The sequence below is a fragment of the Neorhizobium populisoli genome, from assembly GCF_019430945.1.
GTDB lineage: Bacteria > Pseudomonadota > Alphaproteobacteria > Rhizobiales > Rhizobiaceae > Neorhizobium > Neorhizobium populisoli.
Genome location: NZ_JAHYCB010000002.1, coordinates 341,510 through 366,544 on the forward strand (window position 1 = coordinate 341,510; position 25,035 = coordinate 366,544).

Genomic DNA, 25,035 nt, shown 5'->3' on the forward strand with positions numbered 1-25,035 from the left:
GTTTCCTTCTTTATGGTTTGTCCCGGCTATTCCCGCGGCGCTGCGGCGCGGGCCAGCCGGTCGTTGATCGCCTCGCCGAGCCCGTGATCGGGTATCGGGGAGACGGCAATACGGGTAGCACCGGTGGCATCGGCGCGCTTCAGGTAATCGAACAGGTTCGAGGCCGCTTCCGCAAGGTCTCCAGAGGGGCTGAGGTCGAAAACTGCTGCAGAATGTTCGATCCCCTTCGGGGATCTCGAACCGAAATTGATCAGCGCCTCGCCGGCCTCGATGTGATCGGCGTTGAGACGCACCGCTGCACCCGGCGCATAATGCGAGGCAAGCATGCCCGGCGCCTCGATGATTGCCGCCGGACCTTCCGGTCGGATGACCGTCAGCCCTGTCGCCTTCTCGATTTCCTCCGCCGCCACGCCGCCCGGCCGCAGGAGACGGATCGCGCCGTCCTCGACGCGAACGATAGTGGACTCGACCCCGACCGGAGCCGAGCCGCCGTCGAGGATCAGTTTCAGCTTTTCGCCAAGATCGTCGGCGACATGTTGCGCGCTGGTCGGGCTGACCTTGCCGGATGTATTGGCGCTCGGCGCCGCCAGCGGCTTGCCAAAGGCGCGGATAAGCTCCGACGCAAAACCTTTGGGCAGCCGGATGCCGACCGTATCGAGCCCGGCTGTCGCCAGTGAGTGGATACCGCTCTCGGCCTTCAGCGGCAGGATGATCGTCAGCGGTCCGGGCCAGAAGAGTTCCGCGAGTTTCCGCGAAATCGGATCGAAGACCGCATAATGCTCCGCCATCTCAAGGTCGGCCATATGGCAGATCAGCGGATTGAAGCGCGGCCGTCCCTTGGTCTCATAGATGCGGGTGATTGCCACCGGGTTCGTCGCATCCGCCGCCAGCCCATAGACCGTCTCGGTCGGAATCGCGATCGGAAACCCCTCGCCAAGCACGTCGGACGCGCGGCGCAGGGCAATATCGTGATCGCGGGTGATGTCGATGATGGTGGCGGTCATGTCGGTCAGTCCATAACGCGGACGGACCCGTCTTCAAAGCTTTTTGATGATCTCGCGCAGCGTATCGTTCGAGGCGCCGAGCAGCAGCACGTTCTTGATCGCTTCCAAAGGATCGCTGGTCTGGAACAGCAGGCCGTTCTTGCGCAGCGACCGGTTGATCTTGAGCGGTTCGCCTTTTTCGCGTTCCACGGCAACGGCGAAATACATGCGCGAATAATTGGCGCTGATCCGCTCGAAGAACTTTTCGTCCTCGCCGATCTCGGAAAAGAAGTTGGCGATATAGAAGGACCAGCTGACCGGAATACGCTTGCCGATCATGCTTTTCGCCGCCGTCACATGACAGTAGCCGAGATGCGGCCGCTCATCGAGCGTCTTGTGGAAGACGATTTTCGGAAACTGGATCGACCGGTGGAAGGAATTGATCCGCTCGTGGCTCTTTTCCCCGGCCGCTTCCAGCCGCTTGCCGGTGCGCTCGGCAACTTCATTATGGGTAAGGTAACGGCGCTCTTCCGGAAGCCAGACCGGACTGTAACGGGCGATGCGCCCGGTGCGCAGGAATTCAGAATGGGCGGCGAGCTTGGACACCACCGGTGCCGGAGGCTTCGGCGGCGGGGTCTCGAAATAGCGGATCTTTGCCTTTTCCTGCACGGCAGCTGCGCTCCCATGGATGGCGCGAGTATGAGATTTCATCCCTTAATGAATGGTTTCCCTTTTGCGAGGCTGGAGGCTTGTTCACGCGTCGTTGAACTCCCGTCGCCATTGCGGCTTCCGATGTCGCAATGTCGCCTATGCGACACGCCGGGCGGATGATTATATCCTCTTCAAGCTCAAGGTGCCGCCCTGCTAGGGAGGGTGGAGAATTGGGAAGCCGGCGAGGGCCTCAAAACCTTTATCCGGCGCTGCCCCCGCAACGGTGGTGGAGTTCAAAGGTCTGGCGAATGCCACTGGGAAAGAGCCGCAAAGGCCGCCCGGGAAGGTGCCGGATCGGTTCCCGCAAGGGAACGGCTCCTCAGCCCGGAAACCAGCCTTGGGACATATGTTTGACCGATCGCGGCGGGCGTTCGGGGCAGGGAAGCAGGCGGGCGAAATCCGTCCATGCTTTTCCGTGTCCTTCCCGCGGAGATTTTCGACGAGGAAGGCAATGATGGAATTCCGCAACCAGGTCCTGCGACAGCTCAAGAACCGCCGCGAAGGCTTCAGCCTCGAACAGCCGTTCTATACCGATCCCGAATATTTCAAGCTCGACATGCAGATGATCTGGTATCGCGACTGGCTGTTCGTCGGCCACGATTGCGAACTGCCGAAGAAGGGCGCCTATTTCACCCTGCAGATCAGCGACTATCCGGTCGTCGTCGTGCGCGGCAAGGACGACCAGATCCGCGCGCTGCACAATACCTGTCGCCATCGCGGCAGCCGCGTCTGCACCAAGGAACACGGTTCTGCGGTCCGTCTCGTCTGTCCCTATCACCAGTGGACCTACGAGCTCGACGGCTCGCTGCTCGTCGGCCGCCAGATGGGCGCCGATTTCGACAAGAGCCAGTTCGGCATGAAGAAGGTCCATTGCGAAAGCGTCGGTGGCTATATCTTCATCTGCCTCGCCAACGAAGCGCCGGATTTCGCGCCGGTGCGCGCCGCGATCGAGCCCTATATGAAGCCGCATCGCCTGTCGGAGGCCAAGGTCGCCCACCAGTCGACGATCATCGAAAAGGGCAACTGGAAGCTCGTCTGGGAAAACAACCGCGAATGCTACCACTGCGCCGGCAACCATCCGGAGCTTTGCCGCACCTTCCCGGAAGCCCCGAGCGTCACCGGCGTTGCCGGCGCGATCGACGATCCCGTCATTCTCGAACACTGGCAGCGCTGCGAGGCGGCCAATTTGCCGAGCGAGTTCAACATGTCGCCGGACGGCCAGTTCCGTGTGGCTCGCATGCCGCTGATCGAAGGCGCCGAAAGCTACACCATGTCCGGCCGCAATGCGGTGTCGCGGAAACTTTCGGACGACGTGACGATCGATGGCATCGGCACCATGCTGCTCTTCCATTACCCGACCACCTGGAACCACATGCTCGGCGACCACGCGATTTCCTTTCGCGTCACGCCGATCGGTCCGGAAGAAACGGCCGTCACCACCAAATGGCTGGTTCACAAGGATGCGGTCGAGGGCGTCGATTACAATCTCGAAGAACTGACCCACGTCTGGAACATGACCAACGACCAGGACCGCCAGATCGTCGAGGAAAACGCTTTCGGCATCCGCTCGCCGGCCTATGAGCCCGGCCCCTATTCGGCAATGCATGAAGGCGGCGTCATGCAGTTCGTCGAGTGGTATTCGAACTTCATGGTCGGCCGTCTCCAGGGCGAACAGGCCAAGCTTTCCGTGGTCGCCTGATCCGGTTCACATCCTCCGACCCGGTCGCTTATTCGTGATCGACCGGGTCTGGAAAAGACGGAACTAAGCCTCCCTTACCATGTTGTTTTCTCGACAGAACAAGAAGAGGAAACATCAGGATGACCAATCTCCGTCTGCGCGTCACGGCCATGGCCGTCGCGCTCGCATCCACCTTCACGACCTTCGTACCAGCGCAGGCTTTTCAAGTGCCCGTACCTTCCGGCATATCGACGGCAAGCCCCGTGACCGATGTCCAGTACCGCCGCGATCGCGAGTGGCGGCGTGACCGTGGTGGCTACTATAACGGCCATCGTGGCTTTCGCGACCGACGCCCGGGTTATCGTTATCACAACGGGTTCTGGTTCCCGCTGGCGGCATTTGGCGCAGGCGCACTGATCGGCGGCGCCATCCAGTCCAGCCGGCCGGCAAGCGGCCACGTCGCCTGGTGTGAAAGCCGCTACCGCACCTATCGCGCGTCCGACAATACTTATGTCGCGAGCGGTGGCGTGCGTCGCACCTGCGTTTCGCCGCGTTGAGGCGGTGAATAAACCAGGAAATCGCGAAATCGGCCGGGCATCTGCCCGGTCGTTTTCGTTTGTGTTATCAAGCGTGCATTCAGCATGATTTTTCTACCAAGGATGCGAAATGGCCGGCTTTGCGTTAATCGCAGGCCATAGGCTTCGTTCACCGGAGCTGGGGAAACAGATCGAGGGATTGGAGATTTCAATGACGTTGATGAAGAAGATCGCGGTTGCGGGGATCGCCGCTGCCGTTCTGGCCGGCTCGCTTCTGCCGGCTGAGGCCATGCCGCGCGTTGCCGCGCCGGCACCCGGCATCGATACCACCTCGGATGTGGTCACGGTGCAGTATCGCCGCCGCCATGGTGGCGACTGGTATAACGGCCATCGCGGCTACCGCGACCGCCGCGCCGGTTACCGTCACTATAACGGTTACTGGTTCCCGCTGGCTGCCTTCGGTGCTGGGGCGCTGATCGGCGGTGCGCTGGCCGCACCGGATTACGAGCCCGAACCCCAATACGTGGAACCGGCTCCCCGCTACGTCGCCCCGGCTCCGCGATATGTGGAGCGCAGCGATATCAATCCGCGCCATTACGAATGGTGCTACGACCGCTACCGGTCCTACGATTCCGCCTCCAACACGTTCCAGCCGAATTACGGCCCGCGCCAGACCTGCCTTTCGCCCTATTATTGAGCGGGAACGCATGGAATTGAAAAAGCCGTCCGGTCATGCCAGGCGGCTTTTTCGTTTGGCCTCAAATAATGCCGGCGCGTTTTAGCAACCACCAGGCCGCAAGCACGGAAAGCACGATCAGGCCGAAAGCATAGGCCGTCCCGCCGTTGCCGCCCTCCGCCGCAAAGGGCAGGGAGGATGTGTTCATTCCGAAAAAGCCGGTGATCAATGTCGGCGGCAGCATGAAGGCGGTCATGATCGACAGGATGTAGAGATGCCGGTTGGTCTCCGAAGACTGCTTGGAGTCTATTTCTTCATGCAGCAGCCGGGCACGCTCCTGCAGCGCATAGACGTCGTGATCCACCGATTCCAGCCGGCCGACCAGCCGAGATGCCGCATCGTCGAAACCCGGCGGCATCTCGTCGTCATCAGCCGCCGCTGCCCGGCGCATCAGCGTCAGTACGGTGCGCAGATGCCGGTGCAGCCGCACTACCGTGCGCCGCACGGGGGCGAGGCGGCGCCGCTCGTCGCGCGGAGCATTGTCGTAGACAAAATCCTCGATCAGGTTCAGCTCTTCCGTCAGCTCCATGACCAGCGAGATCAGCGTCCGCTGGAATTCCGCGACGATCGTCTCGAACACGTCGATCGGTTTGCCGTAGCGCGAAGCGTTCTTCTCGATCGCCGCGCGCACCCGGTCGACGGAGCGCAGCGGCTGCAGCCTTGTGGTGATGATCACCCTGTCGGACACGAAGAAATGCAGCCAGCCGATATCGCGCGTGTCGCTGTCAAAATCCCGCTGGAAATCCACCAGCGTGCCATAGATCAACTGCTCGTCGAGCGTTACCGCCGCATGAGTGTCATGGGTGGTGAGCGCGGCCGCGGCCGGTGGCGTGATGCCGGGAAAATTCTCCAGAAACGGCGTGACGCGCGTATCAGCGAGGTTGAGATGCAGCCAGACGAATCCGTCCTTCACATCGAGATCACGCCGCTCGACCTCAAGCGGCAGGCGCGTACAGGGAGAGGCGCCCGGATGGAAATGATAGGCCCAGACGAGACCGGGAACGGCGGGGGTGAGGATCGACATGGGGGAGGATTCCGGGAGCATGTGACAATCCATAGGCCTTTTGTGTGACGCAAGTTTCAACACGATTCTCTAAATCGCCAAGAGGACAATGGGAAGCAGATCGTAGAATGATTGACTTTTACGTTTACGTTTACGTAAAAAGATATGCGGAGCGTGCGTGAGCCGAAGAATCGGTTAGCATGCAGGTAGAACGGCAAACGCCGGCAATGAAGCGTCTGGGAGGAGCATCATGTACAAGGCACCGGTCGAGGAAATCGCCTTCACCCTCAATCATGTGGCAGGTCTCGCGGAAGCACTGGAGATCGGCCGTTTTGGCGATCTGAGCGCCGATCTTGTCGATGCGATCCTGGAAGAGGCCGGCCGTTTCGCCGGCAACGAGATGGCGCCGCTCGGTGAGACGGGCGACAGGCAAGGCGCGCGGCTGACGGATGGCGAAGTGAAGACGCCGGACGGCTGGCCAGAGCTTTATCGCCATTGGCGCGAAGGCGGCTGGAACGGGTTGACTGCGCCGGAAGAATTCGGCGGCCAAAAACTGCCGCATATGCTGAATGTCGCAGCGCTGGAAATGTGGAACTCCGCCTCCATGGCGTTTGCGCTGGCCCCGACGCTCACCATGGGCGCGATCGAGGCGCTGGTCGCGCATGGCAGCGACGCGCTGAAAGCAAAATACCTTGAAAAACTGGTGTCCGGCGAATGGACCGGCACGATGAACCTCACCGAGCCGCATGCCGGCTCGGATCTCGGCGTCCTGAAATCCCGCGCCGAGCGTGCCGAAAACGGCACCTACCGCATCTTCGGCCAGAAGATCTTCATCACCTGGGGCGAGCACGACGCGGCCGACAATATCATCCATCTGGTACTGGCCCGCCTGCCGGATGCGCCCGTCGGCACGCGCGGCATCTCGCTATTCCTCGTGCCGAAATTTCTGGTGAATGACGACGGGTCGCTGGGCGCTCGCAACGACGTGTTCTGCCATTCGATCGAACACAAGCTCGGCATTCATGGTTCGCCGACCTGCACGATGATCTATGGCGACGGCAAGTTCGGAGAGGAAAAGGGTGCGATCGGCTGGTTGGTCGGCGAGGAGAACAAGGGCCTTGCCTGCATGTTCACCATGATGAACAATGCCCGTCTCGCCGTTGGCATGCAGGGTGTAGCGATCGCCGAGGCGGCCACGCAGAAGGCGGTCGCCTATGCGAAGGAGCGCACTCAGGGCAAGGCGCCCGGCTGGTCGGGCACTGGAATGAGCCCGATCATCGAACACCCGGATGTCGCCCGCACGCTGATCACCATGAAGGCGCTGACCCAGGGCGCCCGCGCCATTTGTTATGCTTGCGCCCATGCGATCGACATGTCGCATCATACGGAAGGCGACGAGGCCCGCCACTGGACGGAACGCGCAGCACTGCTGACCCCGATCGCCAAATCCTTCGCGACCGATATCGGTGTCGATGTCGCCTCGCTCGGCATCCAGGTACATGGCGGCATGGGTTTCATCGAGGAGACGGGTGCGGCCCGTTACCTCCGCGATGCCCGTATCGCGCCGATCTACGAAGGCACCAACGGCATCCAGGCGATCGACCTTGTAGTCCGAAAACTGCCGCTCTCTTCCGGCAATCAGGTGAAGGGTTTTATCGGTGAGCTGAAACAGGTGGCCGACGAGGTTGCAGCCTCCAATAACCCGGCTTTCGGTGAAACCGCCGACCGGCTGAAGGCGGCGATTGCCGCGCTGGAAACCGCCACGAACTGGCTGCTCGAAGCCCAGACCGCCGGCCGCGCTTCCGATGCATTGGCGGGTGCCACGCCCTATCAGCGGCTGTTCGGCCTCGTGCTAACCGGCATCTATCTAGCCAAGGGCGGGCTCGTCTCAGTCGATAACGGCATGGGCGACCAGCGCGCCACGCTCTGCCGCTTCATGGCGGAAAACCTGCTGGCCGAAACCTCGGCTTTGAAGGATCGCGTCACGTCCGGTGCCGCGAGCCTCGAAGCCGCCCGCGCCATCCTCGCCTGAAGGAGCCTTTCGTGAGCGACAACCACATTCTCGTCGAGCGTCCGGAAGCCCAACCGGGCCTGATGGTCATCCGCTTCAACCGGCCGGAAAAGAAGAACGCCATCACCTCGGCCATGTACAACCGCATGACCGCGGCTCTGGAAGAGGCCAATGGCGACGATGCCATCCGCGCCGTCGCCTTCCTCGGCACCGAAGGCTGCTTTTCGGCCGGCAACGACATGGGCGATTTCCTGAGCTACGCCATGTCCGGCTCGAGGGAAGCGCCCGCCGCCGCCGTCTTCATCAAGGCGCTGGCGCTTGCCGAAAAGCCGCTGGTCTCCGGTGTCGATGGTCTGGCGATCGGTATCGGCACCACGCTCAACCTGCATTGCGACATGACCATCGCCTCAGCCCGCAGCCAGTTCAAGACGCCCTTCGTCGATCTCGCTCTGGTTCCGGAAGCCGCGTCCAGCCTGCTGGCGCCAAAGATCATGGGCCATCAACGTGCCTTTGCCATGCTGGTGGCGGGTGAGGGGTTTTCGGCCGAAGCGGCGCTTGAGGCCGGTGTGATCTGGAAGATCGTCGCTCCCGAAGCGGTGGAGGCGGAGACGCTGATGCTTGCCGCAAGCCTCGCCAGGAAACCGCCGCAGGCCCTGAAGATCGCCCGCGATCTGGTGCGCGGCCCGCGCGATGCGGTGTTGGCCCGCATGGACGAGGAACTCGTGCATTTCTCCGCACAGCTGAAAAGCGCCGAGGCGCGTGCCGCGTTCGAAGCCTTCATGCGGCGTTAACGCGGCCCTAACACTAGTTTTGAAGATTGCCGCTTCCCCGTCTTTTTTCGGGGCAGGGACAGGATTAGATGTTGCTCAAACGAGGAGGTATCCCGATGCGCAATATTCTGACGCTTACCGCTGTCCTGCTGCTTTCCTGCACCGCCGCATCCGCCGGTGGGTTCTCGACCGGCGCCCCTGATGCGCCGATGAGCCTCATCCAGTATGGCGGCAATACCAAATCCCGCACGGACGACCGCCAGCCGCGCCCGCAGCGTTATATCTGCGTCGTCCAGCCGGCCCAGAGCGACAACCGCAACCGCCCCTATGTCTGCCGCGCCAGCGCCGGCCGCGTCGGCGGCAGCTGCCGTTGCGACAACGTCACCGGCAGCGGCAGGCTTGATCTGGACGACTGAGGTTGCTCACTTCTCCAAAAGCGCCACCGCTTCCACATGCGGAGACCAGAGGAACTGGTCGATAGGCGTCACGGATTTGATCCGGTAACCGGCATCGACGAGGATGCGCAGGTCGCGCGCCAGCGTTGTCGGATTGCAGCTCACCGCCACAACGGTCTTTACCGTCGAACGGGCCAGTTCCTTCATCTGCTCCTCGGCGCCGGCGCGCGGTGGGTCGAAGACGACGGCATCGTAGTTCTTCAGCTCCGACACCATCATCGGCCGGCGGAACAGATCGCGTTTTTCGACCGTCACCGGCTTCAGGCCCTGCGTGTTGCGGGCGGCGAAATCCAGCGCCTTCACCGCCTTGTCCTCGCCTTCGACCGCATGCACCTTGGCCTTGCGCGCCAGCCTCAGCGAAAACGTGCCGGAACCGGCAAACAGGTCGATGACCCGCTTCGCCTTGCCGACATGCGCCAGAACCAGCTCGGCCATCGCGTCTTCCGCCGGTTTGGTCGCCTGCGTGAAGCCGCCGGCCGGCGGCGAAACCCGCACGCCGCCGAAATCGATGATCGGTTTTTGCGGCTCGATGACGATCTCGCCATTCACCGAAACCCGGGCGATACCGCGCATGGCGAGCACCGTCTCGGTAACGGCGCGGCGCTGCTTGTCGGAAAGTTTCAGGCCTTCCGCGGCGATATCGAGACCGGAAAGCGTCTCCAGCACGCTGAGGCGGAAGACCTCCGCGCCGGATGCGAGAGCCGCGCCGATCGCCCGGATGGCGTCAAGCCGCGCCACGATGCCGGGCGCGGCGATCGGACATTCCTCGATCGAGACGATATGGTTGGTCTCGGCACGGTTGAAGCCGAGCAGGAATTCCTTTTCCGTCTTGCGGGCGGAAAACACCGTGCGCCGCCGTTCGCCCGGATGGCAGGCGATCAGCTCATTCACGTCCGGCGTCAGGCCCTTGGCCTTCAGCGCATCGATGATCAATTCCCGCTTGAAGGCGCGATAAGGCGCGTCGGCCAGATGCTGCAGCGAACAGCCACCGCAGGCATCGCTGTCCGGTCCGAAATGGCGGCAAGCCGGCTCGACGCGATGGGGCGACAGGTTGGACGTCGACATGACGGTGCCGTGATCGCCGTTGCGGGCGATTGCCAGCACTTCGCCGGGCAGCGCATAGGGCACGTAGACCGGACCATCCTCGCCATTGGCGATGCCGTGCCCCTGTGCGCCGAGCCGGTTGATCGTAACGGTGACTGTGCTCATTTGGGTGTCTCCGCTTTGCGCCCTGCAAGCAGGAATTCCTGGTTGCCGTCGCCGCCGGCGATCGGGGAGGGAATGAGGCCGAGGCTCGTCCAGCCCATGTCTTCGGTCAGCCAGCGCTCCAGTTCGGCGGCCACATCAGGCGCGCTGTCGGGATCGCGCAGCATGCCGCCCTTGCCGACCGCTTCGCGTCCGGCCTCGAACTGAGGTTTGACCAGCAATACGCATATGGCGTCGGGAAGCGCCATATCCAGCGCGGGCGGCAGCGCCAGCTTCAGCGAGATGAACGAGACGTCCGAGACGATGAAGTCGATCTCTTCGCCGTTCAGGTCGTCCTCGGTCATGCCGCGGGCATTCAGCCCCTCGATATTGGTCACGCGCGGGTCTTCGGCGATCCGCTCATGCATCTGGGCGTGACCGACATCGACGGCGGTGACATGTGCCGCGCCACGCTCGAGCAGGACTTCGGTAAAGCCGCCGGTCGAGGCGCCGACATCGAGACAGTTGCGGTCTGCCGGGTGTAGGCCGAAATGGTCGAGCGCGGCGATCAGCTTCAGCGCGGCGCGCGAGACATAGGCCTTGGCGGGATCGTCGATCTCGATCGCCGCGTTCGTGGCGACGACTTGGCCTGGCTTGGTGATGACCTGGCCGTTGACGGTCACGGTGCCGCGCGCAATCGCGTCGCGCGCCCGCGAGCGGCTGTCGAACAGGGAAAGCGTCACCAGAAGCTGGTCGAGACGCTGGGTTTCTTGGGGTTTTGACATGATGGCAGTCAATGCCTGCGAGAAAGGGCGGATGCAAGCCTTTCCTTGTGGCAAAGATCGTTCCTGCAGACGGCCGGTCTTCTTTCTTGCGTAAATCTTGGCTATCGTCCGGCCTCAACAAAGGGAGAGGCGAATGCGCGGGATACTTCTGGCTGGCGGTCTTGTGCTTTGCGCATCGCAGGCATTGGCAAACGATACGACGGCGGAACTGACGACCGGCGGGCTGATCTACGTTCAGACCAGCGATGTCAGCATGGAGGAGGAAAACCTCTATATTTCCCGCGAGGAAGTGCTGGTCGATTATGTCTTCCGCAATACAGGCGACAAGGAAATCGAAAGCGTTATCGCCTTCCCGATGCCCGATGTCGTGGGCGGTTCGATGAGCGACATTGCCTATGGCGATCCGGAGGCCGACAACTTTCTCGGATTTTCGGTGGTGCAGGACGGACGGCAGATCAAGCCGGAACTGCAGCAGCGGGTGATCGCCACCGGCGTCGACCGCACCGACGAGTTGCTGGCCCAGAAAGTGCCGTTGCTCCCCTATAGCGACAAGACGGCCGAAGCGCTGAAATCGCTGCCGGCGGACGTCAAGCAGCGCTGGATCGCCGAAGGGCTGATCTATGTGGACGGTTATGATGCCGGCAAGGGTTTGCAGGAAGATCTGCGCCCCACCTGGACACTGCGCTCCGCCTATTGGTGGAAGACGAAGTTCCCGGCCGGCAAGCCGGTCAAGGTCAGCCATCGCTACAAGCCGAGCGTCGGCGGCACGGTCGCCATGAGCTTCATCCAGAACGGCAAGCCCGCCTACGAATACAAGAGCTATGTCGAGCGTTACTGCGTCGACGACGCCTTCATGAAGACCGCCGCAAAACTGGAAGCCGCCGCCGGCAAGAGCGGCCCGAACTATACCGAACAGTGGGTTTCCTACGTGCTGACCACCGGCGCCAACTGGAGCGGCCCGATCTCCAAGTTCAAGCTGACAGTCGATAAGGGCAATGAAAAGGACTATGTCAGCTTCTGCGGCAGCGGTGTGAAGAAGGTCGGACCGACCACATTCGAAATGTCGGCGACGGATTTTAACCCGACGAAAGACCTTCACGTCCTGTTCTTGACGGCGGGTGATCAGTAACGTCGCTTCACGGTCCAATTCTTGAAGATTGAAGGAAACGTGATGCCGGGCTGCTTGTGACGCCCGGCTGAAAGCGCGATCTTCTGCGGCAGAAAATTCAAAGACTGCCGGGTACCCGCATGCCGCGTTCTGCCGCCGACCGCTACGATCTGCTGACGATCATTCTGCACTGGCTGATCGCAGCACTCATTGCGGGACTGTTGGTGCTCGGTTTCGTGATGACCCGTTCGTCGATCGATCCGGCTTTGAGTTTCTCGCTTTTCCAGTGGCACAAGTCCTTCGGCATGCTGGCGCTGCTGCTGGCGGCCGTGCGGCTGCTGCATTCGTGGCTTGTGGTGCGGGTAAAACCTACGGACGGCATGGGGCATGCCGAGCATCTGGCGGCAAGATCCATGCACCATGTCCTGCTTCTGCTCGCGGTCGCGGTGCCCCTGGCCGGTTGGCTGATCGCCTCGGTCTCGCCCCTGGAAATCCCCACTTTCGCATTCAACACCATCGTCATTCCGCACCTGCCGGTGCCGAAATCCGATGCCGCCGAAGCCTGGTGGACGACGGTCCATGCGGTTCTGGCCTATTCCACGCTGGCGCTGGTCCTGCTGCATTCGCTGGCCGCGCTTCATCATCACTACCATCGGCATGACGGCGTGCTGGCGAGGATGTTTCCCCGCCGGCACCGTTCCGCCGAAACCTCCATCCGTGAGTTGAAACCATGACCCAGAAATCCGTTCTCCTCGCAACCCTGCTTCTTTCCGCAGCCTTCCCGGCGGTCGGCCGATCGGCGGTCGAAGTTCCAAGCCTGAGTGCAGCGGCCGGCCGTTATGCGATCACGCCGAAGTCGAATATCGGCTTTGCCGTCGATCAGGTCGGCGGCGGCGGCATCAAGGGCCGGTTTGGCAAATTCTCCGGAACCTTCAATCTGAAGGCGGGCGATCTTGCCCATTCCATCGTCAATTTCGAACTGCAGCCGGAAAGCGTCAGCACCGGTCAGGATCGCGTCGACGCCTTCCTGCGCTCCGGCGCGGTTTTCGATACGAGCCATTTCGAGAAGATCACGTTCCGCTCCGAGCGAGTGGAGCAGACCGGCCCGGACAGCGCCCACGTCAGCGGCACCCTGACCGCCAAGGGACATAGCTCGCCCGAAAGTTTCGACGTGAAGCTGACATCCTTCGGTGACCGGTCGATCGCCTTCAACGTCAGCGGCAAGATTTTCCGCTCGCGTTATTCCATGGATGTGGGAACGCCGATCTATTCGAACGTCGTGCAGTTCGACATGATGATCGAGGGGCAACGCGACTGACCTTACGGCCGCAGCCATCAGCTGTCGCCGCTAGAACGCGATTGGCATGATCCGATAGCCGATTGGCATCGCCTGCCAGTGCGCAGGGTGCGTTCTGCCCATAGCTTGTGCTCATCAACCCCGAAGGAGCACATCATGACCAAGACCATCCTCATCACCGGCACATCCAGCGGCCTCGGCCGCGCCACCGCCAAGCTTTTCCAGGAAAAAGGCTGGAATGTCATCGCCACGATGCGTTCGCCGGAACAGGAAACGGAGCTGACGCAGCTCGACAACACGCTGGTGACCCGTCTGGACGTCCAGGATGCCGAGACGATCCGTTCGGCGGTGGAAGCGGGACTTGCACGGTTCGGCCGTATCGATGCCCTGGTCAACAATGCGGGTTACGGCGCCTACGGCCCGCTGGAAGCGACGCCGTTCGAAAAAATCCGCCGCCAGTTCGATGTCAACGTTCTCGGCTTGCTGGCCACGACACAGGCGGTTCTGCCGCATTTCCGCGCTAACCGCAGCGGCACCATCGTCAACGTGTCGTCGATCGGCGGCCGTATGGCTTTCCCCATGGGTACGCTCTATCACGGCACGAAATTTGCGGTGGAAGGCCTGTCGGAATCGCTGCAATACGAGCTGGCGCCGCTGGGCATCGCGGTCAAGCTCGTCGAGCCGGGCGGTATCAAGACCGATTTCGGCGGTCGCTCCTTCGATCTGACCAATGATGAAAGCATTGCCGAATATCAGCCGCTCATGCAGGCGCTGTTCGGTTTCTTCGGCCCGATGATGGAAAATGCGTCGGAGCCCGAGCAGATCGCCCAGGTCATCTATTCAGCCACGACTGACGGAACCGGCCAGCTTCGTTATGCGGCAGGCGCGGATGCAGTGCAGGTTCTTGGTCAACGGGCCGCCGTGGATGACGCCACGTTCTTTGCCGGCATGAGATCGCAGTTCGGGCTCTGATCATTCCCGTCGCTCCGTCTTGCCCACAGAGGCGGAGCGATGGACAACCGGCTTCTGCCGATTCTAAGGTCACTCATGCAAACCCTCACCTACGCTCTCGACACGACCTGGCGCATTCTCCTCGCGGACCTCGGGGTCTCGGCCGCCAATGTGCTGCGCCGCGCCGGACTTCCCGACGATTTGCTGCACCAGCCGTCCGTGCGGCTTGTGCCGGAGGACTATTATCGCCTTTGGAATGGCGCCGAGCAGGAGAAGGGCGATCCGCTCTTTGCGATAAGGGTCTGCGAAGCCGTCCGCAGCGAATCCTTTTCTCCTCCGCTGTTTGCGGCGCTTTGCAGCCCCAATCTCTCGGTGGCGGCCCAGCGCGTGGCCAAATACAAGCGGCTGATCGGCCCCATGCAGATGGACGTGCGCGAAGACCGTGATGCGCTGACGATAGAATTCGCCTGGCAGGGCGGGGCACAAGCGCCTCCGGCCTCGCTGGTCATGATGGAACTGCTTTTCTGCGTCACGCTGGTCCGGATCGGCACCCGGGAAGCGATCCGGCCGATCGATGTGACGACGACCGACCTGCCGTCACCGCTTGTCCCTTACGAGGAGTTCTTCGGCACGCGTCCGCGCCGCGGACCTTTTCACAGCGTCAGTTTCGCGATCTCCGACGCGGTTCGCCCCTTTCTGACGTCGAACGAACCTCTCTGGGCCGCCTTCGAACCCGATCTTCGCCAGCGTCTCGCAGATCTCGATGCTTCCGTAACGGTCGCAAAACGCGTCCGGGCAGCGCTTCACGAAGGCATCCCGAGCGGATTGACGACGATGGAAGCGATCGCCGGCAAGCTGGCGGTCAGCAAACGCACGCTGCAGCGGCGTATCGAGGCCGAGGGCACGAGTTTTCAGCAGATATTAAAGGAAACGCGGGAAGCCCTGGCGCGTCACTATCTTGAAAAGACGGCGCTCCCCGCATCCGAAATCTCATTCCTGTTGGGCTTCGACGAGCCCAATTCCTTCTACCGTGCTTTCAGAGGCTGGACGGGCAGGACGCCCGACAGCGTGAGACAAGGCGCCTGACAGGATGTGGCAATTGAGGCCCACGCCCCCGCAATGCGGTCGCAGCTTGAGCCTCAGCCCGCAAACCCGACGCCGACCCGGCTCTGGCCGAGCGCCTTGAACACGGTCGAGACGATACCGGCGCGATCGAGCCCGGCCTTGGCATACATCGCATCCGGGCTTGCCTGTTCCATCCAGACATCCGGCAGGATCATCGAGCGGATTTTTAGGCCATGGTCGAGCAGGCCCTCCGAGCTCAGGAACTGCAGCACGTGGCCGCCGAAGCCGCCGACGGCGCCTTCTTCGATGGTGATCAGCACTTCATGATGGCGGACGAGCTGACGGATCAGGTCATGATCCAGCGGCTTGGCGAAACGCGCATCGGCGACAGCGGTAGAGAGGCCCGCGGCATCGAGGTCTTCGGCCGCCAGCAGACAATCCTTCAGTCGAGTGCCGAAGGAGAGGAGGGCCACCTTGGCACCCTGCTTGACGACACGGCCCTTGCCGATTTCAAGAATCTGACCACGCTCCGGCAGCTCGACGCCGACGCCTTCGCCGCGGGGATAACGGAAGGAGATCGGGCCGTCGTCATAAGCTGCGGCGGTGCGCACCATGTGCTTCAGTTCCGCCTCGTCGGCGGCGGCCATCACCACCATGCCCGGCAGGGTGGCGAGGAAGGTCGTGTCGAACGAACCCGCATGGGTCGGCCCATCGGCACCGACGAAACCGGCGCGGTCGATCGGGAAACGGACCGGCAGACCCTGGATCGCCACGTCATGCACGACCTGGTCGTAACCGCGCTGCAGGAAGGTGGAATAGATGGCGCAGAATGGCTTGTAGCCTTCCGCCGCGAGACCGGCCGCAAACGTCACCGCATGCTGTTCTGCAATGCCGACATCAAAGGTGCGCAGCGGAAAGGCTTCCTGCAGTTTGTCGAGACCGGTGCCATTCGGCATGGCGGCGGTAATACCGACGATCTTGTCGTCGTAGCCCGCTTCCTGCACCAGCGCTTCGCCGAAGACGCTCGTATAGGAGGGCGCGTTCGGCTTGGCCTTGGCCTGCGCGCCGGTGATGACGTCGAACTTGTTGACGCCATGATACTTGTCGGCAGCGGCTTCCGCCGGCGCGTAACCCTTGCCCTTCTGGGTGACCACATGGATCAGCACCGGACCGCGTGCATGGTCGCGCACGTTACGCAGCACCGGCAGAAGGTGGTCGAAAGAGTGACCGTCGATAGGGCCGATGTGATAAAAGCCCATTTCCTCGAACATCGTGCCGCCGGTCACGTAACCGCGGGCATGTTCGACGGCGCGGGTAATCGCCCGGTCGACATTCTTGCCGAGATAGGCCGTCAGTTTCTTGCCGAGATCGCGGAAGCCCATATAGGTGCGGCCGGAGGCAAGCCGAGCCAGATAGGCGCTCATCGCGCCGGTCGGCGGGGCGATCGACATGTCGTTGTCGTTGAGGATGACGATCAGCCGCGCATCGAGCGCGCCGGCATTGTTCAGCGCCTCATAGGCCATGCCGGCCGACATCGCGCCGTCGCCGATTACGGCGATCACATTGCGCTTCGAGCCGGAAAGATCGGCCGCGACTGCCATGCCGAGACCGGCGGAGATCGAGGTCGACGAATGGGCGGCGCCAAAGGGGTCGTATTCGCTCTCGGCCCGCCGGGTGAAGCCGGAAAGCCCGTCCTCCTGGCGCAGCGTCCGGATACGGTCCCGGCGTCCGGTGAGGATCTTGTGCGGATAACACTGGTGGCCGACATCGAAGATCAGCTTGTCGTCCGGCGTGTTGAACACCTTGTGGATCGCGACCGTCAGTTCGACCACGCCCAGGCCGGCGCCGAGATGGCCGCCGGTACGGGAGACGGCATCGATCATCTCGTCACGCACTTCGCGGGCAAGCTGCGGCAGGTCACGGTCCTCGACCTGGCGCAGGTCGGCGGGAATGATGACCTTGTCGAGCAGCGGCGTGGCGGGCGTTGATGTCACGGAATGCGGCCTCTCATCTCGTCGGCAAATCGTCTTGCCGGAAAGTCTGTCATCCTCAACATGAGAAGAAAACAGGCTTTTTCAAGTTATATGATCCGGCGTTCTAACCGATTTTAACCTATCGGCAAGGGGACAAACTCTTCCTCGTCGCCCGGTACGATATCGAAACGGCCGGTGCGCCACTCTTCCTTGGCCTTTTCGATCCGCTCCTTGGAGGAGGAGACGAAATTCCACCAGATATAACGCTTGGAGTTGAGCGCAGCACCGCCGAACAGCATCAGATGACAGCCCATCTCGCCGGCTTCCAGCGTGATATTGTCCCCCGGCCGGAAGACGAGAAGCTGGTCTGCCGCGAACCGGTCGCCGGAGACGACAAGCTCGCCGGACAGGATGTAGATCGCCCGCTCCTCATGTGCCGCCGCAAACGGGAAGCGCCGGCCAGGCTCGAGCCGAAGATCGACGTAGAGCGTGTCGCTGAAGGTCGGAACCGGCGAGCCGAGCCCTTCAAACGAACCGATCACCACGCGACCGGTCGCGCCATCCGCTTCGATCAGCGGCATGGATTCCTTAGCCGTATGCGCAAAGGCCGGATCGATCTCCTCCTTGTCGTCCGGCAGCGCCAGCCAGGTCTGCAGGCCGGAAACCGACATCGGATGGCCGCGCAGGTTTTCCGGCGTGCGTTCCGAATGCACGATGCCGCGGCCGGCGGTCATCAGGTTGATGTCGCCTGGACGGATGACGAGTTCGGTACCGAGGCTGTCACGATGCTTGATCTCGCCGTCGAACAGATAGGTGACGGTCGAAAGCCCGATATGCGGATGCGGCTTGACGTCCAGCGCCTCGTCGGCGCGCAGCAGCGCCGGCCCCATCCGGTCGAAGAAGATGAACGGCCCGACCAGCCGCCGCCGGCTTGTCGGCAGCGCGCGCCGCACCTGGAAGCCGCCGATATCGCTGGTGCGCGGAATGATCAGGTTCTCGATCGCATCGCAGGCAAATGCATCACCCGCGACCGGGTCTTTTCCGGGAAAGAAGGACATGGCCGGTCTCCGATTGTTTGAACCGAACCTAGCCTTTCGGAACGGGTATGAACAGGTTCCGTATGGAGATGGACTGTCTACTCCCTGCAGGGTTCCAGCACGACGTCCTCGCCTGCCTTCGCGCCAAGCTCCAGGCACCCGCCGTTATAACAAAGCGTCCATGCGCTCGGCGTCATGCCGGATGCCGCCAGCGAAACACTGCTCTGAGCCGGTAGCGAAGGGCGCCAGACCCACCAGCCATCCCGCAAAACCGCATCCGGGCCGGGCTCCATGCCGGCACCCGAACCTTTGATCGCGGCTTCGCGGATTTCCAGCCCGGCAGGCGTCACGCCCCAGGTCTCCCGCCATTCCGTCTTCTGTACCGAATGGGTCCACGACAGCGTGAAGAGCGACAAAGCGAGCGCCGTCACCTTGCCGCCGGCGAGGATGCAGAGACTCAAGGTTTAAGCCTCCTTGGTTCAGCCGAGCGCCGGAGTGGCCGTCGCATTTTTCGTCCGCCACCAGTGCCAGCCGATCAGTGCGACAGTCATCACCCAGCCCAGTTCGTCGGTCCATGGCAGGGCCAGAACCAGCAGCACACCGGCCAGGAATGCGAGCATCCGTTCCCAGATCGCCAACCGTGCAAACAGGAAGCCGACGACCGTCGCGCCCCAGAGCACGATACCGGCACAGGTCTTGACGAAGACATAAGCCACCTCGCCCCAATAGCCGATATAGGCGGAAAGCGGGCCGGGGTCCTGCAGCATCAGGGCAGGGGTATAGACCGCCATGTAGGGCACGAGGAAACCGGCGATTGCCAGTTTCACCGCCTGCACGCCGATCTTCATGCCGGATTCCTTCGCCATCGGTGCTGCCGCATAGGCAGCCAGCGCGACGGGCGGCGTCAGATCCGCCATGATGCCAAAATAGAAGACGAACATATGGCTGACGATCAGTGGCACGCCGAGTTCCAAAAGCGCCGGGCCGGCCAGCGACGAGGTGATGATGTAGTTCGGAATGGTCGGAATGCCCATGCCGAGCACGAGGCAGACAAGCATGGTCAGGACCAGCGAAATGAACAGGTTATCGCGGCCGATATCGATGATCGCACCGATCATCGTGGAGGCGATGCCCGTCAGCGTCAGCGTGCCGATGACGATGCCGACGATGGCGCAGGCGATGCCGACGGGCAGGGCGTTCTTGGCGCCTTCTGCCAGCGAGTCGACACAGATCATCAGCGTTTCGCGACCACCCTTGAAGACGAGGCAAGCGATGATCAGCAGGATGATCAGCCCCATCAGGAAGGTGACGCCGAATTCGAAGAAGCTTGCGGACGCCAGACCGACGGCGATCCAGAAGACGACCCGGAAGGCGGTCGGGCCGATCATCGCGGCAATCGGCGTCGAGAGGATCAGCACGATCGTCAGCGCCAGGCCCATCGTGCCGGCAAAGATCGGCGTATAGCCGGCAAACAGCAGGTAGATCAGCGCGGCAAGCGGCAGGATCAGCGGCCAGTGCTGCTTGATTGCGGCCCAGGCACTCGGCAGCTCGTCCTTGGACATGCCGCGCAGGCCCGCCTTGCCCGCCTCCAGATGCACCTGCCAGAAGCAGGCGCCGAAATAGAGGATGGCCGGGATGATCGCCGCCTTGACCACTTCCGCATAGGAAATGTTCAGCGTCTCCGCCATGATGAAGGCGACCGCGCCCATGACCGGCGGCATGATCTGTCCGCCCATCGAGGACGTCGCCTCGACCGCGCCGGCAAAGGCCGAGCGGAAACCAAAACGTTTCATCAGCGGAATGGTGAACTGGCCGGACGCAACCACATTGGCGACGCCCGAACCGGAAATCGTCCCCATCAGTGCCGACGACAGCACGCAAACCTGCGCCGGCCCGCCGCGCCAATGGCCGACGAGCCCGAGCGCCACGTCGTTGAACAGCGCGATCATGCCCGCCCGTTCGAGGAAGGCTGCGAAGACGACGAAGATGAAGATATAGGCCGCCGAGACATAGACCGGCGTGCCGTAGATCCCCTCCGTGCCATAGGCGAAATAATCGATGATCTGGTCGAAGAAATAACCGCGCGTCTGCAGCGCGCCGGGGGCATATTGCCCGAAGAAACAATAGGCGAGGAAGATGGCGCAGAGAATGGTCAGCGGCAGGCCCATCAGCTGACGGGCGCCCTCGAACACCAGAACGATCAGCACCACGCCGCAGATGATGTCCGGCGTGGTGAGGAAACCGCTGCGCTGCAGGAGCGGCGCATATTCTACCCAGTTGTAGATACCGGTCGCGAAACCGGCGATGCCGAGAAACCAGAACCAGCTCTTGCTAAGCGGCGTCCTGGCGCGCAGCTGCGCCAGAAGGCCGAAACCGAGCAGCAGCAGGAAGGCCACGTGCATGGCCCGGATCACCTGGCTCGGCAGAAACGCATAAGCCGCAGTTGCGAGCTGGAAGGTGGAAAATGCCAGCGCGATCCCGAAGGTGATCTTCGCGCCGATCCCGTCTCCCCATCCGGCCGGCAGGCCCTCGATCGGCTCTTCGGCGCTTTGCGGCGTCATCGGGTGGTGCATGGCGGGTGAGGACATGGTGTCTCCGGTAGGCTGCCCCTCAGCAAAAGAGCAGCTTTTGCTGCTCTCAACTTCTCCCCGTCGGCGGGGAGGGGAACGCGCCATTCGGCAACGTCCGATGAGAGACTTCGAGGGTGCGGCATGTATCCTTCTCCCCACGAGCGGGAAGAAGGTGCCCGGCAGGGCGAATGAGGGGCAAACCCTCCGGTCTTACTTCAGCAGCCCGACTTCCTTGTAATAACGCTCGGCACCGGGATGCAGCGGCACCGGCATGCCTTCCAGCGCCTTCTTGATGTTGATTTCCTTGGCGGCGGCGTGCGCGGCGGAAAGCTTCGGCAGGTTGTCGAACAGCAGCTTGGTCATCTGGTAGACCGTTTCGTCGGAAACGCCCGAATGGGTGATCAGGAAGTTGCCGACCGCAGCCGTTTCGACATCCGCCGTCTGGCCCTCATACGTGCCGGCCGGAATCTTCACCGAAATATACGGCGCGCCGATCTTCTCGACCTCCGCCTTCGGGATCGCCACGACATTGATCTTCAAAGAGGTCGCAAGGTCACGAATCGAAGCGACGCCAAGACCGGCGGACTGAAGTGTCGCGTCCAGCTGGCGGTTCTTGATCAGTTCGACGGATTCGGCGAACGGCAGATATTCGGTCTTGCCGAGATCCTTGTAGGAAAGGCCGGCCGCCGTGAAAATGGCGCGGGCGTTGAGTTCGGTGCCGGAGGCCGGCGCGCCGACCGAAAGGCTCTTGCCCTTGAGATCTGCCAGCGTCTTCACGCCGGATTCAGCCGAGGCGACGACCTGGATATAGTTCGGATAGATGGCGGCGATGCCGCGCAGTTTGTCGAGCTTGCCGGGGAAGCCGGCTTCCTTGTTGCCCTTCCAGGCTTCCTGAACGGAATCGCCCAGCGAGAAGCCGATCTCACCGCGGCCGGCCTGCAAAAGGTTGAGGTTTTCGACCGAGGCCTTGGTGGCCTGTACCTGGGTGCGGGCGTCCTTGATGCCCTTGCCGTAGATTTCGCCGAGCGCCACGCCGAGCGGATAATAGACACCCGAAGTGCCGCCGGTCAGGACGTTGATGAATTCGGCCGCCTTCGCGCCCGCAGCGGAAAAAGCCGTCGAAACGGCAAGCGTCGCCGCGAACATGAGATTGATTTTGCTGGACTTCACGATGCGCTCCTCCCAAAGCAACCCTTCAGATGGCGGTTATCATGGGGAGGCGGTACCGGCAGGTCAACCGCTTTATGGCCCGAATACGGCGAGGGTCTTACAACTTTAGTGGTAGATTTCGGGGCGATTAAGCGGTGGCTTACCGCATCAGGCCGGCCTTGACCCGGTCGATGAAGGCGCCTTTCAGCACATTGTAGCGGGCCCGGCTTTCCGGCGCCTCGGACACCGCCTGTTCCTTGAGCGCGACGTATTCGCGCCTCAGTTCCGGGTCGCTGCGCAACGCATCCCGCAACGCGATGTTCGATATCCACGAATAGCCGCCAAGCTCGACGAGGTGGACGAGATGCGTGCGTTCGGTGGTATCGCGCCCGCGGCCGAAAATGTGGTGCCCCGGCACGCCCGCATGGGCGGCATAGTCATAACCGAGCGCCAGAAGTGGATCATGACAGTCTTCCCAGTCGGAAAGCGGATCGAGCGCCACGATGATATCGAGGATCGGCTTGGCGCGCAGACCGGGTACGGCAGTCGAACCGTAATGCTCGATACCTTTGGCGATATTTCCGATCGCCCCTGCAAGCCGCTCGTGCTCACGGGCAAATTCCCCCGGCCATTCAGGATCGTAGTCGACCAGCAGATTGGTATTGTGCTTCAGCCCTAGCACCATGCCGACGTCATTCGCCATCGAGCGGCTCGACGCCCTGCGGTTTGCCGGCACGGTCGAGGCGGATCTTTTCGATGCGGTTTTCGGCGGCGGTGAGCAGCTTTTCGCAATGCTTCTTCAGCGCTTCGCCGCGTTCGTAGATAGCGATGGATTCGTCCAGCGCCACGTCGCCGCGTTCCAGCCGGGCAACGATGCTTTCCAGTTCGGCGACGGCCTTTTCGAAGGAATAGCCGGTGACGTCAACGGTTTCGGTGCTGTCGGTCATGGTCTATCCCTTCATCAGTCGCGAAATGTGCATGCCGGCCGATTCGGCCAGACCTTCCAGATCATAGCCACCCTCGAGCAGGCTGACGATCCGGTTGTTGGCGTATTTCCCCGCCAATTCCATCAGCCGGCCGGTCGCCCAGTCGAAATCGTCGCCGACAAGATTGATCTGCGCCAGCGGATCGCGGTGATGCGCATCGAAGCCGGCCGAGATCAGGATGAAATCCGGCCGGTAGTTTTCGAGCGCCGGCAGGACGCGGCTCTTGAAGGCTTCGCGAAAATGCTCGCTGCCGGTATCGGGCGAGAGCGGCGCGTTGACGACGTTGTTCTTCACACCCGTCTCGTCCTTGGCGCCGCTGCCGGGATAAAGCGGCATCTGGTGCGTCGAGCAGAACAACACGGACGGATCGTCCCAGAAGATGTCCTGCGTGCCGTTGCCATGATGCACGTCCCAGTCGACGATCGCGACGCGCTCGATACCATGTTTCTGCTGCGCATGGCGGGCGGCGATCGCGACATTGTTGAACAGGCAGAAGCCCATGAACTTGTCTTTTTCCGCATGGTGCCCCGGCGGCCGGGATGCGACGAAGGCATTGTCCACCTTGCCGGACAGAACGTCATCGACTGCCGCCATCGCCCCGCCGACGCCGGTCAGCGCCGCCTGGAAGCTTTTCGGGCCGACATAGGTGTCGGACTCGATCTGCTTGACGGTGTCTTCCTCGGGGATCGAGCGCATCACGGCGGTCAGATGTTTTTCCGGGTGGGCGAGCAGAACCGAATCCTCGTTCGCCTGCGGCGCCTCTTTGCGGTCGAGGCTCGCGAAATTCGGATGCTCCAGCGCGATATTGAGCGAGCGCAGCCGGTCCGCCCGTTCGGGGTGCCCTTCAGGTGTGCGATGCTCGAGGAAGATCGTATGCTCGTAAAGGCGCGTGGTCATGAGAGGCGGCCTCGTGAAGGGGGGAACTTGCAGGTGGACATTCCGGACATGGCGCAGATACTGGATTTTTTCAAGCGGACTCCTCTTGCTCTTCCGATAGTTTAGACTGCAAGAAAGATCTCACGTGTAAAGCGACGCCAGGGGGCAAGGTGGTCAAGGATACGGTCAAAGCGCAGGAGTTCCGGGTGCCGTTCCGGGACGTCGACATGAACGGAGAGATGTTTCGCTCCGCCTATGTCGTGCGCGCCGAAGAGGCGGTGACGGAATTCTGGCGCAAGCGGAAGGTAAAGGATGGCGATCCCTTCTTCATCGTCGGCAAGATCACCTGCACCTTCCATGCGCCGGTGAAACTCGGCGAGCTCGTCAAGACCGAAGTCGGCATCAGCAAGATCGGCGGCAAGTCGGCCGGTTTCCTGGTGCGCATGCTGCGCGCCGGCGAGGCCGTGGCGGAGGCCGAGGTAGTCTGGACCGCCTCCGATCCCGAAAGCCGGGAGCCGGTCGCGCTACCGGAAGAATTGCGCGACTGGCTTTATCAGTATCTCGACTGAGACCGGTGTCAGGCCCGCTGCGGCAGCAGAGGGTAGCCCACCATGACCGCGCGGCCGGCAAGCGCTGCGATCATTGCCTTCAGCACGTCGCCCGGCACGAAGGCGAGGTCGCCGAGGAAAGCGGTCGCAAGGCCGGTGCCGGTGCCGAAGGCGAGATAGGCAATGCCCATCAGGTGATCGACCACCACGCCGCCGAGCAGCGCCGCCAGGAAAAAGCCGGCGATCTGTACGATGCCGTTCTGCGAGCGGTCGACGAAATGTTCCGAGCAATAACCCGTGACGACGGCAGCGAAGAACCAGCCGACCAGATAACCTGCGGTTGGCAGGAAGAAGGTGGCAAGACCGCCGCGTCCGCCGGAGAGAACCGGCAGGCCGATCGCGACCAGGACGAGGACGAGGAGAACGGCAAGGCCGCCGCGCTTGGCCCCGAGGATGACGCCGGCCAGCATGACCCCGAGCGACTGGGCGGTGATCGGTACCGGAATGAAACCCAGCATGATCGGGGGAACGAGGCCGAGAGCCACGATGATCGCTGCAAACAGGGCTGCGAGGACGAGATCACGGGTAGACATGGTATAAAATCCCTTAACGCTGATCTTGT

At 62.2% G+C, this 25,035-nt stretch carries 26 protein-coding genes and 1 riboswitch; of the genes, 12 read left to right on the forward strand and 14 right to left on the reverse strand.

What is annotated here, in order from left to right:
* Positions 1 to 26 precede the first annotated feature (26 nt).
* Positions 27 to 1,004 carry an L-threonylcarbamoyladenylate synthase gene (locus KX729_RS05825; RefSeq protein ID WP_219741497.1) on the reverse strand — a complete coding sequence of 326 codons (978 nt, stop codon included), beginning with the start codon at positions 1,002 to 1,004 and terminating at the stop codon, positions 27 to 29.
* 33 nt (positions 1,005 to 1,037) lie between these two features.
* The gene (locus tag KX729_RS05830; RefSeq protein WP_246617423.1) at positions 1,038 to 1,694 is read right to left on the reverse strand and encodes a DUF6656 family protein; all 657 of its coding nucleotides are present in this window, start codon (positions 1,692 to 1,694) and stop codon (positions 1,038 to 1,040) included.
* Between the two features lie 123 nt (positions 1,695 to 1,817).
* Positions 1,818 to 2,048: riboswitch (cobalamin riboswitch) on the forward strand.
* Positions 2,049 to 2,148: 100 nt separating this feature from the next.
* On the opposite strand from KX729_RS05830, the gene KX729_RS05835 reads away from it, so the two are divergent.
* The 3 genes from KX729_RS05835 (at position 2,149) to KX729_RS05845 (ending at position 4,605) form a co-directional block, all read left to right on the forward strand.
* On the forward strand, positions 2,149 to 3,393 hold the full coding sequence (locus KX729_RS05835) for an aromatic ring-hydroxylating oxygenase subunit alpha (protein WP_219741498.1): 1,245 nt from the start codon (positions 2,149 to 2,151) through the stop codon (positions 3,391 to 3,393).
* Between the two features lie 119 nt (positions 3,394 to 3,512).
* Positions 3,513 to 3,929, forward strand: a complete 417-nt coding sequence (locus KX729_RS05840) for a BA14K family protein (protein WP_219741499.1) — start codon at positions 3,513 to 3,515, stop codon at positions 3,927 to 3,929.
* A 190-nt stretch (positions 3,930 to 4,119) separates the two neighbouring features.
* Positions 4,120 to 4,605, forward strand: a complete 486-nt coding sequence (locus KX729_RS05845; RefSeq protein WP_246617424.1) for a BA14K family protein — start codon at positions 4,120 to 4,122, stop codon at positions 4,603 to 4,605.
* A gap of 61 nt (positions 4,606 to 4,666) precedes the next feature.
* On the opposite strand, the gene KX729_RS05850 is transcribed toward KX729_RS05845, so the two are convergent.
* Positions 4,667 to 5,668 (reverse strand): transporter, encoded by a 1,002-nt coding sequence (locus KX729_RS05850; protein ID WP_219741500.1) that lies wholly within the window; start codon positions 5,666 to 5,668, stop codon positions 4,667 to 4,669.
* 229 nt (positions 5,669 to 5,897) lie between these two features.
* Between KX729_RS05850 and KX729_RS05855 the strand changes: the two genes are divergently transcribed.
* The 3 genes from KX729_RS05855 to KX729_RS05865 all read left to right on the forward strand — a co-directional run bounded on the left by KX729_RS05855 (position 5,898) and on the right by KX729_RS05865 (position 8,844).
* Entirely contained in the window at positions 5,898 to 7,679 is a 1,782-nt protein-coding gene (locus tag KX729_RS05855; RefSeq protein ID WP_219741501.1) for an acyl-CoA dehydrogenase, read from the forward strand.
* 11 nt (positions 7,680 to 7,690) lie between these two features.
* Positions 7,691 to 8,449 (forward strand): crotonase/enoyl-CoA hydratase family protein, encoded by a 759-nt coding sequence (locus KX729_RS05860; RefSeq protein ID WP_219741502.1) that lies wholly within the window; start codon positions 7,691 to 7,693, stop codon positions 8,447 to 8,449.
* 95 nt (positions 8,450 to 8,544) lie between these two features.
* Positions 8,545 to 8,844, forward strand: coding sequence for a hypothetical protein (locus KX729_RS05865; protein WP_219741503.1), 300 nt, complete (start codon positions 8,545 to 8,547; stop codon positions 8,842 to 8,844).
* 6 nt (positions 8,845 to 8,850) lie between these two features.
* On the opposite strand, the gene KX729_RS05870 is transcribed toward KX729_RS05865, so the two are convergent.
* Entirely contained in the window at positions 8,851 to 10,092 is a 1,242-nt protein-coding gene (locus KX729_RS05870) for a class I SAM-dependent RNA methyltransferase (protein WP_219741504.1), read from the reverse strand.
* Entirely contained in the window at positions 10,089 to 10,853 is a 765-nt protein-coding gene (locus KX729_RS05875) for a TlyA family RNA methyltransferase (protein WP_219741505.1), read from the reverse strand. Before KX729_RS05875 ends, KX729_RS05870 begins: the two co-directional genes overlap by 4 nt.
* Before the next feature lie 133 nt (positions 10,854 to 10,986).
* Here KX729_RS05875 and KX729_RS05880 point away from each other — a divergent pair, with 133 nt between their 5' ends.
* The 5 genes from KX729_RS05880 to KX729_RS05900 all read left to right on the forward strand — a co-directional run bounded on the left by KX729_RS05880 (position 10,987) and on the right by KX729_RS05900 (position 15,295).
* A complete protein-coding gene (locus tag KX729_RS05880; RefSeq protein ID WP_219741506.1) occupies positions 10,987 to 11,982 on the forward strand; it encodes a DUF4424 domain-containing protein in 996 nt (331 codons plus the stop codon).
* Between the two features lie 119 nt (positions 11,983 to 12,101).
* Positions 12,102 to 12,695, forward strand: coding sequence for a cytochrome b (locus KX729_RS05885; RefSeq protein ID WP_219741507.1), 594 nt, complete (start codon positions 12,102 to 12,104; stop codon positions 12,693 to 12,695).
* Positions 12,692 to 13,279, forward strand: a complete 588-nt coding sequence (locus KX729_RS05890; RefSeq protein ID WP_219741508.1) for a YceI family protein — start codon at positions 12,692 to 12,694, stop codon at positions 13,277 to 13,279. Before KX729_RS05885 ends, KX729_RS05890 begins: the two co-directional genes overlap by 4 nt.
* Positions 13,280 to 13,414: 135 nt before the next feature.
* Positions 13,415 to 14,230 (forward strand): SDR family oxidoreductase, encoded by an 816-nt coding sequence (locus KX729_RS05895; protein ID WP_219741509.1) that lies wholly within the window; start codon positions 13,415 to 13,417, stop codon positions 14,228 to 14,230.
* A gap of 75 nt (positions 14,231 to 14,305) precedes the next feature.
* Positions 14,306 to 15,295: an AraC family transcriptional regulator gene (locus KX729_RS05900; RefSeq protein ID WP_219741510.1), complete on the forward strand. Its 990-nt coding sequence runs from the start codon at positions 14,306 to 14,308 to the stop codon at positions 15,293 to 15,295.
* Between the two features lie 53 nt (positions 15,296 to 15,348).
* On the opposite strand, the gene dxs is transcribed toward KX729_RS05900, so the two are convergent.
* The 8 genes from dxs to KX729_RS05940 form a co-directional block, all read right to left on the reverse strand.
* A complete protein-coding gene (gene dxs / locus KX729_RS05905; protein WP_219741511.1) occupies positions 15,349 to 17,268 on the reverse strand; it encodes a 1-deoxy-D-xylulose-5-phosphate synthase in 1,920 nt (639 codons plus the stop codon).
* A gap of 113 nt (positions 17,269 to 17,381) precedes the next feature.
* Positions 17,382 to 18,305: a pirin family protein gene (locus tag KX729_RS05910; RefSeq protein WP_219741512.1), complete on the reverse strand. Its 924-nt coding sequence runs from the start codon at positions 18,303 to 18,305 to the stop codon at positions 17,382 to 17,384.
* A gap of 77 nt (positions 18,306 to 18,382) precedes the next feature.
* Complete coding sequence (locus tag KX729_RS05915) at positions 18,383 to 18,745, reverse strand: DUF1850 domain-containing protein (protein WP_219741513.1); 363 nt, start codon at positions 18,743 to 18,745, stop codon at positions 18,383 to 18,385.
* Between the two features lie 18 nt (positions 18,746 to 18,763).
* Positions 18,764 to 20,872: a TRAP transporter permease gene (locus KX729_RS05920; protein WP_219741514.1), complete on the reverse strand. Its 2,109-nt coding sequence runs from the start codon at positions 20,870 to 20,872 to the stop codon at positions 18,764 to 18,766.
* A 192-nt stretch (positions 20,873 to 21,064) separates the two neighbouring features.
* Positions 21,065 to 22,000 carry a TAXI family TRAP transporter solute-binding subunit gene (locus tag KX729_RS05925; RefSeq protein ID WP_219741849.1) on the reverse strand — a complete coding sequence of 312 codons (936 nt, stop codon included), beginning with the start codon at positions 21,998 to 22,000 and terminating at the stop codon, positions 21,065 to 21,067.
* Positions 22,001 to 22,163: 163 nt separating this feature from the next.
* The gene (locus tag KX729_RS05930; protein ID WP_219741515.1) at positions 22,164 to 22,706 is read right to left on the reverse strand and encodes a GrpB family protein; all 543 of its coding nucleotides are present in this window, start codon (positions 22,704 to 22,706) and stop codon (positions 22,164 to 22,166) included.
* Complete coding sequence (locus KX729_RS05935; protein WP_219741516.1) at positions 22,696 to 22,950, reverse strand: exodeoxyribonuclease VII small subunit; 255 nt, start codon at positions 22,948 to 22,950, stop codon at positions 22,696 to 22,698. The genes KX729_RS05930 and KX729_RS05935 overlap by 11 nt, the downstream gene beginning before the upstream one ends.
* Before the next feature lie 3 nt (positions 22,951 to 22,953).
* Positions 22,954 to 23,886 carry a histone deacetylase family protein gene (locus KX729_RS05940; protein ID WP_025603221.1) on the reverse strand — a complete coding sequence of 311 codons (933 nt, stop codon included), beginning with the start codon at positions 23,884 to 23,886 and terminating at the stop codon, positions 22,954 to 22,956.
* A gap of 149 nt (positions 23,887 to 24,035) precedes the next feature.
* On the opposite strand from KX729_RS05940, the gene KX729_RS05945 reads away from it, so the two are divergent.
* On the forward strand, positions 24,036 to 24,434 hold the full coding sequence (locus KX729_RS05945; RefSeq protein WP_025603222.1) for an acyl-CoA thioesterase: 399 nt from the start codon (positions 24,036 to 24,038) through the stop codon (positions 24,432 to 24,434).
* Between the two features lie 8 nt (positions 24,435 to 24,442).
* On the opposite strand, the gene KX729_RS05950 is transcribed toward KX729_RS05945, so the two are convergent.
* Positions 24,443 to 25,006, reverse strand: a complete 564-nt coding sequence (locus tag KX729_RS05950; RefSeq protein ID WP_025603223.1) for a biotin transporter BioY — start codon at positions 25,004 to 25,006, stop codon at positions 24,443 to 24,445.
* Positions 25,007 to 25,035: the final 29 nt, after the last annotated feature.